Raw genomic sequence first — 13,457 nt, forward strand, 5'->3', positions numbered from 1 at the left:
CCCACGGGGCGCGGCGGCCGCTCCGTGTGGGCGGATCGTCCTATCGTGTGCCCATGACGATGTACGCGGCGCTCTTGCGCGGGATCAATGTGAGCGGCCACCAGAGGGTTCCGATGGCGGAGCTCCGCGCCCTGCTCACCGAACTGGGCCACGGAGACGTCCGTACCCATCTGCAGAGCGGCAACGCCGTCTTCAGCAGCCCGTCGGACGACGGGGAGCGGCTCGCCGCCGAACTGGAGCGGGCCATCGAGGAGCGCTTCGGCTTCGCCGTCCCCTGCCTGGTCCGCGACGGCGCCTACCTCGCGGCGGTCGCCGCGGCCTGCCCGTTTCCCGCCGACGAACTGGAGGGCAGGCAGCTGCACGTCACCTACTTCGGGCAGCCGGTCGACCCGGCACGCTTCGAGGCGATCGACCCCGCGGCCTTCCTTCCCGAGGAGTTCCGGCTCGGGGACCGCGCCCTCTATCTCTACGCCCCCGACGGCCTCGGCCGGTCCAGGCTCGGCGAGGCGCTGTCCCGCCCCTCCCGTATCCGGGGCCTCACCGCCACCTCCCGCAACTGGAACACCGTGGTCAAGCTGGTGGAGATGACGGCGGCGGAGACGGACCCGCCCGCACGCCGGGGAGCCGGGACATGACCGAGCCGGCCCCCGGCGTGGCCGCGGCGGTGGAGGGCGAGCTGCGTCTCCTCGACCCGGCGGTGCGTTCCTCCGCCGAGACGCTCGCCCAGGTGCTGCACCCGGAGTACCGCGAGATCGACTCCACCGGCCGGATCTGGGACCGCGACGCGATGATCGCCTCGCTCACCGGGCGGGGCGCCCCCCGGCCCGGCCCGCTCACCGCGTCCCGGATGCGCGGGGTCCAGTTGGACGGCGGGCTCGTCCACCTCACCTACGACACCGAGCGGAAGGGCCGCCGCGCCCACCGCAGCTCGCTGTGGGTGCTCACCGGAACGGGCTGGGCGCTCTACTTCCACCAGGCGACCCCGTTCGCCGCCGAAGCGACGGGCCCCCGTTCCGAAGCGGCGGACGCCTGCCCCGACGCCGACGACTGAGCGGTCGCCCGGGCGCGCGGGCCGGGCCGACGCCCCGGCGCCGACGACCGGGCCGCCCCGCCCGGGCGATCCCGTTCGCGGGCGAGCCCTTCGCCTCGTTCCCGCCTCGTTCCCGCCCCGTTCCGTCCCGTTCAGCGCGGCGCGGTGCGGCGGGCCCGCGCCGTCCAGCGGCCGTCCGTCCGGGAGATCCGCACCGGATGGCCGAAGCAGTCGCTGACCCGTTCGGTGGTCAGCACCTCGTCCGCGAGCCCCGACGCCAGGCAGCGGCCGCCGCGCAGCAGCATCGCGTGCGTGGTGGACGCGGGCAGCTCCTCCAGATGGTGTGTGACCAGGACGGTCGCCAGTTCCGGGTGCTCCTCGCGCAGCGTGTCCAGGCTGTCCAGCAACTGCTCACGGGCCGCGAGGTCCAGCCCCGTGGCGGGCTCGTCGAGCAGCAGCAGCCGGGGCTCCGGCATCAGCGCGCGGGCGATCAGCGTACGGCCCCGCTCGCCCTGCGAGAGCGCGGGCCAGCGCGATCCCGCCTTGCCGCCCATGCCGAGGGTCGCCAGCAGGGCATCGGCCCGCTCCCGCTGCTCCGCGGTCGGCGACCAGCGCGGCACCGGCTCGACCGAGTTGGTGAGACCGGTCAGCACCACCTCGCGGACCGACAGCGGGGAACGCAGCGGATGACGCGGATTGACATGCCCGAGCATCGACCGCAGCTCCCGCAGATCGACCCGGCCCAGGGTGCGCCCGAGCACCTCGACCACGCCCCTGGTGGGGTGGTTGACCGCGCCGAGCAGCCCCAGCAGCGTGCTCTTGCCGGCCCCGTTGGCGCCGAGCAGGGCCCAGTGCTCCCCACCGCGCACGGTCATGGACACGGAGTCGAGGAGGACGTTGCCGTCCCGCACCAGGGAGACGGCTTCGGCCCGGATCACCGGAACCGCGGCACCGGAATCGGGCGCTCCGGCCGGTGCGGGGACGGGGGCGGCGGCGTGCGTGGTCATGCGCGGGCACTCCTTCGTACGGGCGAGGAAAGCGGGGCGTGCGGGCAGGTCCTTCAGGCGGGCGCGAGCGCCTCCAGACAGCTCATGTCCTCGGCGGACAGCCGGACCTCCCGGGCCGCCAGGTTCTCCGCGAGATGGGCGGGCGAACCGGTGCCGGGGGTGGGGCACAGCACGGGGGAGCGGTGGAGCAGCCAGGCCAGGGCGATCTGCCCGCGGGTGGCGCCGTGCCGAGCGGCGATTCCGTCGAGCGGTGCGGCGGCCTCGCCGGTCAGCGCACCGTCGGCCAGCGGGAACCAGGGCAGAAAGGCCAGGCCGTGGGCCTCGCACACCTTCAGCACCGCGTCCGACGAACGGTCGAGGAGATTGAAGCGGTTCTGCACCGAGGCGATCCCGGTCAGGGAGAGGGCCTGCTCCAGCTGGTCGGCGGTGAGGGTGTCCAGACCGATACAGCGGATCTTACCCTCCTGCCTCAGCTCATCCAGCGCGCCCAACTGGTCGGCCGGCGGGACGCCGGGGTCGAGCCGGTGCAGCTGGTACAGGTCGATCCGGTCCGTCCGCAGCCGTCGCAGGCTCGCCTCGCACATCGCCCGCAGCCGCTCGGGCCGTCCGTCGACGTGCCAGGCGCGGTCGCTGGTCCGCACCACCCCGCCCTTGGTGGCGATCACCAGACCGTCCCGGTACGGGTGGAGGGCCTCGGCGACCAGCTCCTCGGCCAGGCCGGGGCCGTAGTTGTCGGCGGTGTCGACGAGCGTGACCCCCTGTTCGACGGCCGCCCGCAGCACGGCCACCGCGCCCCGCCGCTCCCCGCGCGGACCCCAGTAGCCGGGGCCGGTCAGCTGGGCGGTCCCGTAGCCGAGACGGCGCACGGGCAGCTCGCCGCCGAGCAGGAACACATCGTCGAGAGGGCGCGGTGCGGAAGACATGCCGAAACGTTAAGGGCTGTCCCGGGAGCCCCGCCGACGCGGGGGGCCCGGGTGCGCCCCGCGACCGGGCGGCGCTTCGCCGCCAGGCCGCGTGGCTTCCGGTTCTTTTCCGGACGAAGTCGTACGATCCGGGTCGTGGCAATCGAACTGAGTGACGAGTTGATCGAGCTGGAGCGGGCGGCCTGGGCGGAACAGCGGGCCAACGCGCTGACGGTGGAGACGGCCGCCCGCGTGCAGGAGGCGATCACCGCCTACGCCGAGGAGACGGGACAGTCGCGATACGAGGTCGAGAGCGCGCTGAAGCGGGCCGTCCGGCATCCGGCCGAGGACGACGACAGCTGATCCCCGGCGGGGACGGCGGGCCGGAGGCATGCAAGCGGCTCGGGCGGTCCCCGGTGACGGGGGTCCCGGGCCCGCCCGCCGCCCGGGGCCGCCCGCTGGATGCCGGAGGTGGAGCAGCGGCGCGACATCGAACTCCGCTTCCACGTCATGAGCCTCTACCTCCACGACATCGGCGACGAACTCCCCGACCGCTACCGGGATCTCGTCGACCGGTCGATCGGCCCGGTCCGGTCCTGCGGGCGACACCGCGCGGCGAGGAGGCGGGGCGGCTGTTCGACAGCTTCCGGGCGCTCGCCGGGGACCCCGACTTCTTCGAACTGAAGCGGACCCGCACCGGCGGCCTGGACGCGGGCTGACGCGTCCTTCGCGGACCGCCCGACCGGAGATGGCCCGTCCCCGGGGGCCGCCGGCCGGGGAGGGCGGGGCCGGCCCGGGTCACGCGCTGAGCGAGGCCGCCCGTACGCCCGCCGCCGCGCCCCGTACGCCCGCCGTCCCCACCGCCGGGGCGCGGGCCTCGTCGTAGCGGTGGAGCAGCAGCCGGGCCAGTTCCGCCGCCGGGCCCAGCACGTCGGCCAGCACGTCCGCCCCGGCCGCGCCCGCGGCGATCCGGTCGGGGAGCCGGCCGGGGGCGATGACATAGGGGGCCACCGCCACCCGTCGCACCCCTTCGGCGCGCAGCGACCGCACCGCGTCCTCGGTGCGGGGAAGTGAGGCGGAGGCGAACGCAGGCCGCACGGCGCACCAACCGGTGTGCCGCAGCTCCCGCGCGATTTCAGCGATCACTGCGATCGCCTCCGGGTCCGTGGAGCCCGCCGAGGCCAGGACGAGGCCGGTCGAGGCGCGGTCGCCGGGGCGGACCCCGGCCTCGCGCAGCCGGCGTTCCAGCGCCGCGTTCAGCAGCGGCGACGGGCCGAGCACCTCGGCCCGGCGGACGCGCAGCCGGGGCAGCCGGGTCCGTGCCTCGCGCAGCACCGCGGGGATGTCGGACTTGGCGTGGAAGGCCCGGGTCAGCAGCAGCGGCAGCGCGACCACGTCGACGGTCCCGCCCGCGCCCTGGGCCGCCAGGCGTTCCAGCACCCTCGGCACGGAAGGGGCGTTGAAGTCGAGGAAGGCGGTCTCCACGCGCAGCCCCGGCCGCAGCGACCGCGCCCGCGCGGTGAGCGCGTGCACGGTCGCCGCGTGCCGCGGGTCGCGGCTGCCGTGGGCGATGACGAGGAGGACCGGGGCGGGCATGGCGTGCCTCAGTTCTTGGCGAGGAGACCGCGGCCGCGCAGCACCCGCCGTTCCAGCGGGCTGAAGACCAGCAGGTCGATCGCGATGCCGACGAACAGGATCAGGATGATGGCGAGGAAGATGCCGGGCATGTCCGCGTTGTTGCGGCCGTTCTCCAGCAACTGCCCCAGCCCCAGGCCGAGATCGGGGGAGGAGGCGATGATCTCGGCGGCCATCAGCGAGCGCCAGGAGAACGCCCAGCCCTGCTTCAGACCGGCCAGATAGCCCGGCAGCGCGGCGGGCAGCACGATGTGCCAGGTGCCGCGCAGCCCGGTCGCGCCGAGCGTGCGGCCCGCCCGCAGGAACAGCGGCGGCACCTGGTCGACCCCGGACACCAGCCCGTTCGCCACCGAGGGCACCGCGCCCAGCAGGATCACCGCGTACATCATCCGGTCGTTCAGCCCGAGCCAGATCACGGCGGGCGCCACCCAGGCCACCGACGGCAGCGACTGGAGCCCGGACAGGATCGGGCCGATCGCCGCCCGCACGAGTCTCACCCGGGCGACCAGCAGCCCCAGCGGCGTGCCGATCGCCACGGCCAGCAGGAAGCCCAGCAGACCGCGCGAGACGCTGGTCCAGATGACGTCCAGCAGGGTTCCCTGGAGCCACATGTCGGCCGCGCTGTGCCACACCGCGGCCGGTGACGGCAGCTTGTAGTCGTCGGTGACCTGGGCCCGGACGAGGAGCTGCCAGACGACCAGCACCAGGACCACCGCGAACACCGGCGGCAGCACCTTGCGCAGCAGCACCTCGCGGGCCGGGGTGCGGCGCGTCCGAACGGCGTCCAGCGCGTCGAGGCCGGCCTCCAGGCCCGCCAGGTCGTCGGGCTTGGTGTCAGTGCCGGCCATGGCGGCGGATCTCCCCACGCAGTTGTTCGGTGATCTCGACGGACAGTTCCGCGACCGCGTTGTCCTCGACGCGACGCGGCTGCTCGATGCCGACGGTCCACTCGCGGGCGATCCGGCCGGGGCGCGACGACAGCAGGACGACCCGCTGGGCGAGCCGCACCGCCTCGCGCACGTTGTGCGTCACGAAGAGGACCGAGACGTTCGTCTCCCGCCAGATCCGGGTCAGCTCGTCGTGCAGCACGTCCCGGGTGATGGCGTCGAGCGCGGCGAACGGCTCGTCCATCAGCAGCAGCCGGCTTTCCTGGGCCAGGGCCCGGGCCATCGCCACGCGCTGCCGCATGCCGCCCGAGAGCTCGTGCACGCGCTTGCGGTACGCGCCGCCGAGCCGCACGAGACCGAGCAGCCGCTCCGCCTCGGTGCGCCGCTCCGACTTCGGCACACCGCGCAGCCGCAGCGCGAGCTCGATGTTCCTGCCCGCGGTCAGCCACGGGAAGAGGGCGTGCTCCTGGAACATCAGGGCCGGGCGCCCGCCGGGCGTCTCGATCGAACCGGACGTCGGCCGGTCCAGCCCGGCCACCAGATTGAGCAGCGTCGACTTGCCGCACCCGGACGCCCCCAGAAGGGTGACGAACTCGCCCGGCGCGACATCGAGCGAGATGTCGTCCAGGACGAGCTGCGGCCCCTCCGGTCCGCCGAAGGACTTGGAGACGTGCGAGAGACGGGCGGCGTGCCCGACCGCGGCACGGTCCTCGGCCCTGGTGAGCGTGGTCGCCATGATCGTCACCTCCTGGGGAGTGGATCCGGGGAGCGGATCCCCGGTTCGGGGTCGGGCGGGGCTACTTGACGCCGAGGCCGGCGTCCGGGACCGCGGGCCTTCCGGCGGCCTTCAGGACCTCGTTCAGCGGCTTCAGGTCGTAGATGCCGTTCAGGTCTGGCTTCTCCAGCAGACCGGCCTGGACCGCGTGCTCGGCCTGCGCGTCGAGCGTGGCGGCCAGCGGGTCGTCGGTGATCTCGATGGACTTCCAGGCCGGGTCGATGATCTCGGCGGGCAGCGGCTTCCCGGTGAGCTTCTCCAGCGCGGCGTTGGCGGCCGCCTTGGCCTTGTCCGGGTTGGCGTTGATCCACTCGTTGGTCCTCACCGAGCCGCGCAGCACCGCCCGGACGACGTCCGGGTGCTCGTTCAGGAACTTCTGCGACACGATGATGTTGGTGATCACGAACCGGTGGTCCGGCCACAGCGACGACTCGTCCAGCAGCTCCTTCCCGCCCTCGGCGACGAGCTTGGACGCGGTCGGCTCGGGGACCCAGGCGCCGTCGATGGAACCGGACTTGAAGGCGTCCGGGGTCACCTTGTTGTCCGTGCGCACGACGGAGACGTCGCCCTTGCCGCTCTGGGCGTCGACCTTCCAGCCCTTCTCCGCGATCCAGTTGAGGAAGGCCACGTCCTGGGTGTTGCCGAGCTGCGGGGTGGCGATCTTCCTGCCCTTGAGATCGTCCAGGGTCCTGATCTTCTTCGGGTCGACGACCAGCTTGACCCCGCCGGAGGCCGAACCACCGATGATCCGCAGGGACTTGCCCCTGGACTTGGTGTAGCCGTTGATGGACGGCGAGGGGCCGATGAAGCCGATGTCGATCGAGCCGGCGTTGAGCGCCTCGATCTCGGACGGGCCCGCGTTGAACTGCGAGGTCCTGAGCCGGGTGCCGCCCAGCTCCTTCTGGAACAGCCCCTCCTGGTCCCCGACGAGGGCGGTGGCGTGGGTGAGGTTGGGGAAGTAGCCGATCCGCACGGTGTCCGCGGACAGCTTCTTCGCGCCGACGGCGACGCCGGGCTTCGTGTCGTCGTCCTTCGCCGCGGAGCCGTAGCCGCAGGCGGTGAGCGCGACGGCGAGCAGCGGCAGGGCGGCGACGACGGCCAGACGGCGGCGCGCGGTGGTACGGGGGGCAGGCACGGGAGGTGTTCCTCTCGGTGGCCCGGCGCGCGTCCCCCACGAACTACGGGGAGGCGGCCGGGTGGTCGGCGGATCTACGTCCGGAACGGCGGTGCGGGCGGTGCGATCGGCGCGGGCGGCACGCGTGGCCGCGCGAGCGGTGGGCGTACGTCATCGCGCACACCGCTCGCGCCGGGCACATCGCCCGACCCCGCCCTGGCCGCTGCCGAGGGCGCCGCTGCCGACGCGGCCGCCCTCCTTGGCGAACGTGGCGTAGACGTCGATACCCATCAGAAGTCCCATCCGTCGTCGTCGGCGGGGGCGTCGCCGGCGTCCCGTCCGGGCGCGGCGAACGAGGCGCCCGCCATGCCGGCCGTCAGCGTGGTGCCGTCCGCCGGGTCGATCAGCAGGAACGAGCCGGTGCGCCGGGAGTCCGCGTACGCGTCGAGGGCGAGCGGCTCCGCCGTGCGGATCACGACCCGGCCGATGTCGTTGGCGGCGAGCCGACCGGGCGCCGGGTGCTGGGAGAGGTCGTCCAGAGCCAGGCGCGAGGGGATGTCCTTGACGATCGCCTTCACGGTCCGGGTGGTGTGCTTGAGCAGCACCCGCTGCCCTACGGCGAGCGGCTGGTCGGCGACATGGCAGACGGTCGCCTCGACGTCCTGGGTGACCGCCGGGGCGTCGGCCGACGGGGCGATCAGGTCGCCGCGCGAGATGTCGATGTCGTCGGCCAGCCGGAGCGTCACCGACTGCGGCGCCCAGGCGATGTCCACGCTCTTCCCGAGCGCGTCGATCGCGCCGATGGTCGACGTACGGCCGGACGGCAGCACGGTCACCGCCTCGCCGACCCGGAACGCACCCGCCGCTATCTGGCCCGCGTAGCCCCGGTAGTCGGGGTGCTCGGCGGTCTGCGGCCGGATGACGTACTGCACCGGGAAGCGGGCGTGGCAGGCGGCGAGGTCATGGCTGACCGGCACCGTCTCCAGGTGCTCCAGCACGGTCGGTCCGCCGTACCAGTCCATGTGCGCGGACGGATCCACCACGTTGTCGCCGGCCAGCGCGGAGATCGGGATCGCGGTGACCTCCGGGACGCCGAGCGACGCCGCGTACGCGGTGAACTCCTCGGCGATCGCGGCGAACACGGGCTCCGCGTAACCGACCAGGTCCATCTTGTTGACGGCCAGCACGACATGCGGCACCCGCAGCAGCGCCGCGACCGCGGCGTGCCGGCGGGTCTGCTCGACCACCCCGTTGCGGGCGTCGACCAGGACCACGGCCAGCTCGGCCGTCGACGCCCCCGTCACCATGTTCCGGGTGTACTGCACGTGCCCCGGGGTGTCGGCCAGGATGAACCGGCGGCGCGGCGTCGCGAAGTAGCGGTACGCCACGTCGATGGTGATGCCCTGCTCGCGTTCGGCCCGCAGCCCGTCGGTGAGCAGCGCCAGGTCGGGGCCCTCCTGGCCGCGGTTGCGGGAGGCGTGCTCGACGGCCTCCAGCTGGTCGGCCAGCACCGACTTGGAGTCGTGCAGCAGCCGCCCCACGAGGGTGGACTTGCCGTCGTCGACGGATCCCGCGGTGGCGAACCGCAGCAGGGTGGTGGCCGACGACCGCTCGGCGTCCCGGGTGAATGTGGTCATCTCAGAAGTACCCCTCGCGCTTGCGGTCTTCCATCGCGGCCTCGGACAGCTTGTCGTCGGCGCGCGTCGCACCCCGTTCGGTGAGCCGGGAGGCGGCGATCTCGGCGATCACCGCGTCCAGCGTGGCGGCGTCGGAGTCCACCGCGCCGGTGCACGACATGTCCCCGACCGTGCGGTAGCGGACCTGCCGGGTCTCGACCCGCTCGCCCTCCTTCGGGCCGCCCCAGTCGCCCGCGGTCAGCCACATCCCGGAGCGGCTGAACACCTCGCGCTCATGGGCGAAGTAGATCTCCGGCAGCTCGATGCCCTCCCGGGCGATGTACTGCCACACGTCCAGCTCGGTCCAGTTGGACAGCGGGAAGACCCGGACGTGCTCGCCGGGGGCGTGCCGGCCGTTGTACAGGTTCCACAGCTCGGGGCGCTGGCGGCGCGGGTCCCACTGCGAGAACTCGTCCCGCAGGCTGAACACCCGCTCCTTGGCCCGGGCCTTCTCCTCGTCGCGGCGCCCGCCGCCGAACACCGCGTCGAAACGGTTCTGCTGGATGGCCTCGGTCAGCGGCACCGTCTGGAGCGGGTTGCGGGTTCCGTCCGGGCGCTCGCGCAGCTTCCCGGCGTCGATGTACTCCTGCACCGAGGCGACGTGCAGCCGCAGCCCGTGCCGGGCCACTGCCCGGTCGCGGTAGTCCAGCACCTCGGGGAAGTTGTGCCCGGTGTCGACGTGCAGCAGCGCGAACGGCACCGGCGCGGGCGCGAACGCCTTCAGCGCCAGGTGCAGCATCACGATGGAGTCCTTGCCGCCGGAGAACAGGATCACCGGCCGCTCGAACTCGCCCGCCACCTCACGGAAGATGTGCACCGCCTCCGACTCCAGCGAGTCCAGATGGCTGAGTGCGTACGGGCTGTCGGTGCCCTCCGCCACGCTCGCGACGGCTCTCATGCCGCGCCCCTCTCGCTCAGCAGCGCGTACAGCTCCGCCGCGGACTCCTGCACGGTCTGCCGGTGCGACTCGATGCGCAGATCGGGCGACTCGGGTTCCTCGTAGGGGTCGTCGACTCCGGTCAGCCCGCTGATCTGGCCCGCGGCCTGCTTGGCGTAGAGCCCCTTCACATCGCGCTCCGAGCAGACCTCGACGGGGGTCGCGACGTGCACCTCCAGATACGGGGTGCCCTCCGCCTGGTGCCGCTTGCGTACCGCGTCCCGGCTGTCCGCGTACGGGGCGATGACCGGCACCAGCACCTTCACCCCGTTGGCCGCCAGCAGCTCCGCGACGAAACCGATCCGCTGCACGTTGGTGTGGCGGTCCTCGCGGGAGAACCCGAGACCGGCGGAGAGGAACTCCCGGATCTCGTCGCCGTCGAGCACCTCCACGCGGTGCCCCTCGCCGCGCAGCCGCCCGGCGAGCTCGTACGCGATGGTGGTCTTGCCCGCGCTCGGCAGACCGGTGAGCCAGATCGTGGCTCCCGTCTCCGTCACGCTCATCGAAGTCTCCTGATCAGTCGTCGTCAGTCGTCATCCGCCGTCGTCGGCGGCCGTCGTGCGCCGCCGACCGCGGCGGGCCGCGCGCCGTGGTCCGGTGCGGTCGGCCCCCGGGCCGCCGGCCTCAGCCGTGCAGCCCGCACTCGGTCTTGCCGCGGCCCGCCCAGCGTCCGGCGCGGGCGTCCTCGCCCGCCGACACCCTGCGGGTGCAGGGTGCGCAGCCGACGGAGGCGTAGCCGTCCATCAGCAGCGGATTGGTGAGGACGCCGTGCTCCGCCACGTACGCGTCGACGTCGTCCTGGGTCCAGCGGGCGATCGGGGAGACCTTGACCTTCCCCCGCCCGGCGTCCCAGCCGACCACCGGGGTGTGCGCGCGGGTGGGGGACTCGTCGCGGCGCAGCCCCGTGGCCCACGCCGTGTAGGGGGCCAGGCCCGTCCGCAGCGGCTCGACCTTGCGCAGCCGGCAGCACAGGTCGGGGTCGCGGTCGTGCAGCCGCGGACCGTGCTCGGCGTCCTGCTCGGCCACGGTCCGGCGCGGGGTGAGCGTGATGACGCGGACGTCCATCACCGCCTCCACCGCGTCACGGGTGCCGATCGTCTCGGGGAAGTGGTAGCCCGTGTCGAGGAACACCACGTCGACGCCGGGCAGGGCCCGGGAGGCGAGATGGGCGACGACGGCGTCCTCCATCGACGAGGTGACGCACAGCCCCTTGCCGAAGGTGTCGGCCGCCCAGGCGAGGATCTCCGGCGCGGAGGCGTCCTCCAGCTCCCGGCCCGCCCGCTCGGCCAGCCGCCGGAGGGAGTCGGGATCACCGGCGCCGGGGCCGTCGGCCCGCTGCGGACGTTCCTGACCGTTCGTCATATCGCGTTCCCCTCACCGTCGTCGCGTCGCAGTCCCCGGGACAGCAGGCCGAGGAACCTGAGCTGGAACGCGCGGTTGCAGGAGGCGCATTCCCAGGCGCCGTGCCCCGCCTCGTGCGGGCGCAGGTCCTCGTCGCCGCAGTACGGGCAGTGGAACGGCGCGGCCCGCCCGCTCATGACAGCGACTCCGCGCTCGCCCGCGCCGCCCAGGCCGCGAACCGCTCGCCGTCCTCGCGCTCCTCCTGGAAGCGGACGAGCACGCGCTCGACGTAGTCCGGCAGTTCGGCCGAAGTGACCTTCAGGCCGCGGACCTTGCGGCCGAACCCGGCCTCCAGACCGAGGGCACCGCCCAGGTGCACCTGGTAGCCCTCGACCTGGTTGCCGTCGTCGTCCAGGACGAGCTGGCCCTTGAGACCGATGTCCGCGGTCTGGATGCGGGCGCAGGCGTTGGGGCAACCGTTGACGTTGATGGTGAGCGGCTCGTCGAAGTCCGGGAGCCGACGCTCCAGTTCGTCGATCAGCGAGGCGCCGCGCGCCTTCGTCTCGACGATCGCCAGCTTGCAGAACTCGATGCCGGTGCAGGCCATCGTGCCGCGCCGGAACGGCGACGGCTTCACCTGGAAGCCGAGCGCCTCCAGCCCGGCGACCAGCGAGTCCACCCGGTCCCCGGCCACGTCGAGGACGAGCATCTTCTGCTCGACGGTGGTACGCAGCCGGTCCGAGCCGTGCGCGGCGGCCAGGTCCGCGATCTTGGCCAGGGTCGAGCCGTCGACGCGGCCGACCCGGGGGGCGAAGCCGACGTAGAAGCGGCCGTCCCGCTGCGGATGCACCCCGACGTGGTCCCGCCAGCGGCTGCTGGGCTGCTCGGGCGCGGGCCCGTCGACCAGCGGACGCTTCAGGTACTCGTCCTCCAGCACCCGGCGGAACTTCGCGGGGCCCCAGTCGGCCATCAGGAACTTCAGCCGGGCGCGGTTGCGCAGCCGGCGGTAGCCGTAGTCGCGGAAGATGCCGACGACCCCGGCCCAGACGTCCGGGACCTCGTCCAGCGGCACCCAGGCGCCCAGCCGCTCCGCGAGCCGCGGGTTGGTGGAGAGCCCGCCGCCGACCCACACGTCGAAACCCGGGCCGTGCTCGGGGTGGACCACGCCGACGAACGCGATGTCGTTGATCTCGTGCACCACGTCCTGCACGGGCGAGCCGGAGATCGCGGTCTTGAACTTGCGCGGCAGGTTGGAGAATTCCTTGTCGCCGATGTAACGGTCGTGGATCTCGTCGACCGCGGGGGTGCCGTCGATGATCTCGTCGGCGGCGATCCCCGCCACCGGCGAGCCGAGGATCACCCGCGGGCAGTCGCCGCACGCCTCGGTGGTGGAGAGCCCGACGGCCTCCAGCTTCTCCCAGATCGCCGGGACGTCCTCGATGCGGATCCAGTGCAGCTGGATGTTCTGCCGGTCGGTGATGTCCGCGGTGCCGCGCGCGTACTCCTGCGAGACCTCGCCGATGACCCGCAGCTGGGCGGTGGTGAGCCGGCCGCCGTCGATCCTGACCCGCAGCATGAAGTACCTGTCGTCCAGCTCCTCCGGCTCCAGGACCGCGGTCTTGCCGCCGTCGATCCCGGGCTTGCGCTGGGTGTACAGCCCCCACCAACGCATGCGCCCGCGAAGGTCGTTGGGGTCGATCGAGTCGAATCCGCGCCGGGCGTAGATCGTCTCAATGCGTGTCCGCACATTGAGACCGTCGTCATCCTTCTTGAACTGCTCGTTGCCGTTGAGCGGCGTGTGGTGCCCCACGGCCCACTGGCCCTCGCCACGGTGGCGTCCGGCCTTGCGGCGGGGCGTGGCGGGCGTGGGCTGATCCGGGGTGGCGGCCATGACAGTACGTCCTTCGGGACTGCAGGAGGGCGGCTCTGAACTGCACACTCGCGCTGAGGCGCGGCGGTGCGCAGGGCATGAAAGGAGAAAGAGGAAAACGTGAACGCGGCGGTGCTGGGACTCTCAGCTCGCCGGACAGATGGCGCTGGACATGCGGCCGAGGTCGACGTGGCGTCGACTCACCAAGGCGATTCCAGTTCCGGACATGACGGAAGCGTGGCACGCGCATCTCGGACCAGTCCACTACCGTCCATGATGCGGA

16 protein-coding genes and 1 pseudogene are annotated in these 13,457 nt (G+C 73.0%); 4 read left to right on the forward strand and 13 right to left on the reverse strand.

Annotation, left to right across the window (positions count from 1 at the left end; genetic code table 11):
* Window positions 1-53 precede the first annotated feature (53 nt).
* Together WA762_RS30505 and WA762_RS30510 are read left to right on the forward strand one after the other, a co-directional pair.
* Window positions 54-635, forward strand: coding sequence for a DUF1697 domain-containing protein (locus tag WA762_RS30505; RefSeq protein ID WP_335940015.1), 582 nt, complete (start codon window positions 54-56; stop codon window positions 633-635).
* The gene (locus WA762_RS30510; RefSeq protein ID WP_335940017.1) at window positions 632-1,051 is read left to right on the forward strand and encodes a nuclear transport factor 2 family protein; all 420 of its coding nucleotides are present in this window, start codon (window positions 632-634) and stop codon (window positions 1,049-1,051) included. Before WA762_RS30505 ends, WA762_RS30510 begins: the two co-directional genes overlap by 4 nt.
* A gap of 131 nt (window positions 1,052-1,182) precedes the next feature.
* Here the strand turns inward: WA762_RS30510 and WA762_RS30515 are convergent, their stop codons facing one another.
* Both WA762_RS30515 and WA762_RS30520 read right to left on the reverse strand, forming a co-directional pair.
* Window positions 1,183-2,037: an ABC transporter ATP-binding protein gene (locus tag WA762_RS30515; RefSeq protein ID WP_335940019.1), complete on the reverse strand. Its 855-nt coding sequence runs from the start codon at window positions 2,035-2,037 to the stop codon at window positions 1,183-1,185.
* 53 nt (window positions 2,038-2,090) lie between these two features.
* A complete protein-coding gene (locus tag WA762_RS30520; protein ID WP_335940021.1) occupies window positions 2,091-2,960 on the reverse strand; it encodes an aldo/keto reductase in 870 nt (289 codons plus the stop codon).
* A gap of 135 nt (window positions 2,961-3,095) precedes the next feature.
* Between WA762_RS30520 and WA762_RS30525 the strand changes: the two genes are divergently transcribed.
* Together WA762_RS30525 and WA762_RS30530 are read left to right on the forward strand one after the other, a co-directional pair.
* Entirely contained in the window at window positions 3,096-3,302 is a 207-nt protein-coding gene (locus WA762_RS30525; protein ID WP_335940023.1) for a hypothetical protein, read from the forward strand.
* Between the two features lie 90 nt (window positions 3,303-3,392).
* A pseudogene (locus WA762_RS30530) lies at window positions 3,393-3,658 on the forward strand (mycothiol-dependent nitroreductase Rv2466c family protein); the annotation flags it as partial.
* Between the two features lie 79 nt (window positions 3,659-3,737).
* On the opposite strand, the gene WA762_RS30535 reads toward WA762_RS30530, so the two are convergent.
* From WA762_RS30535 to WA762_RS30585, 11 genes are all read right to left on the reverse strand, one after another.
* Complete coding sequence (locus tag WA762_RS30535) at window positions 3,738-4,535, reverse strand: sirohydrochlorin chelatase (protein ID WP_335940025.1); 798 nt, start codon at window positions 4,533-4,535, stop codon at window positions 3,738-3,740.
* Window positions 4,536-4,543: 8 nt separating this feature from the next.
* Window positions 4,544-5,422 (reverse strand): ABC transporter permease, encoded by an 879-nt coding sequence (locus WA762_RS30540; protein ID WP_335940027.1) that lies wholly within the window; start codon window positions 5,420-5,422, stop codon window positions 4,544-4,546.
* Window positions 5,409-6,197 (reverse strand): ABC transporter ATP-binding protein, encoded by a 789-nt coding sequence (locus WA762_RS30545; protein WP_335940028.1) that lies wholly within the window; start codon window positions 6,195-6,197, stop codon window positions 5,409-5,411. Before WA762_RS30545 ends, WA762_RS30540 begins: the two co-directional genes overlap by 14 nt.
* A 61-nt stretch (window positions 6,198-6,258) precedes the next feature.
* Entirely contained in the window at window positions 6,259-7,371 is a 1,113-nt protein-coding gene (locus WA762_RS30550) for an aliphatic sulfonate ABC transporter substrate-binding protein (protein ID WP_335940030.1), read from the reverse strand.
* 269 nt (window positions 7,372-7,640) lie between these two features.
* A complete protein-coding gene (locus WA762_RS30555; RefSeq protein WP_335940032.1) occupies window positions 7,641-8,987 on the reverse strand; it encodes a sulfate adenylyltransferase subunit 1 in 1,347 nt (448 codons plus the stop codon).
* A 1-nt stretch (window position 8,988) separates the two neighbouring features.
* Window positions 8,989-9,924, reverse strand: a complete 936-nt coding sequence (gene cysD, locus WA762_RS30560; RefSeq protein ID WP_335940034.1) for a sulfate adenylyltransferase subunit CysD — start codon at window positions 9,922-9,924, stop codon at window positions 8,989-8,991.
* The gene (gene cysC, locus WA762_RS30565; protein ID WP_443080720.1) at window positions 9,921-10,466 is read right to left on the reverse strand and encodes an adenylyl-sulfate kinase; all 546 of its coding nucleotides are present in this window, start codon (window positions 10,464-10,466) and stop codon (window positions 9,921-9,923) included. Before cysC ends, cysD begins: the two co-directional genes overlap by 4 nt.
* A gap of 121 nt (window positions 10,467-10,587) precedes the next feature.
* Window positions 10,588-11,325, reverse strand: a complete 738-nt coding sequence (locus WA762_RS30570; protein WP_335940035.1) for a phosphoadenylyl-sulfate reductase — start codon at window positions 11,323-11,325, stop codon at window positions 10,588-10,590.
* Complete coding sequence (locus WA762_RS30575; protein WP_335940036.1) at window positions 11,322-11,501, reverse strand: hypothetical protein; 180 nt, start codon at window positions 11,499-11,501, stop codon at window positions 11,322-11,324. Before WA762_RS30575 ends, WA762_RS30570 begins: the two co-directional genes overlap by 4 nt.
* The gene (locus WA762_RS30580; protein WP_335940037.1) at window positions 11,498-13,195 is read right to left on the reverse strand and encodes a nitrite/sulfite reductase; all 1,698 of its coding nucleotides are present in this window, start codon (window positions 13,193-13,195) and stop codon (window positions 11,498-11,500) included. Before WA762_RS30580 ends, WA762_RS30575 begins: the two co-directional genes overlap by 4 nt.
* 123 nt (window positions 13,196-13,318) lie before the next feature.
* The gene (locus WA762_RS30585) at window positions 13,319-13,402 is read right to left on the reverse strand and encodes a putative leader peptide (RefSeq protein WP_309486338.1); all 84 of its coding nucleotides are present in this window, start codon (window positions 13,400-13,402) and stop codon (window positions 13,319-13,321) included.
* Window positions 13,403-13,457 lie beyond the last annotated feature (55 nt).

It is taken from the genome of Streptomyces tyrfis, from assembly GCF_037034285.1.
Lineage (GTDB): Bacteria > Actinomycetota > Actinomycetes > Streptomycetales > Streptomycetaceae > Streptomyces.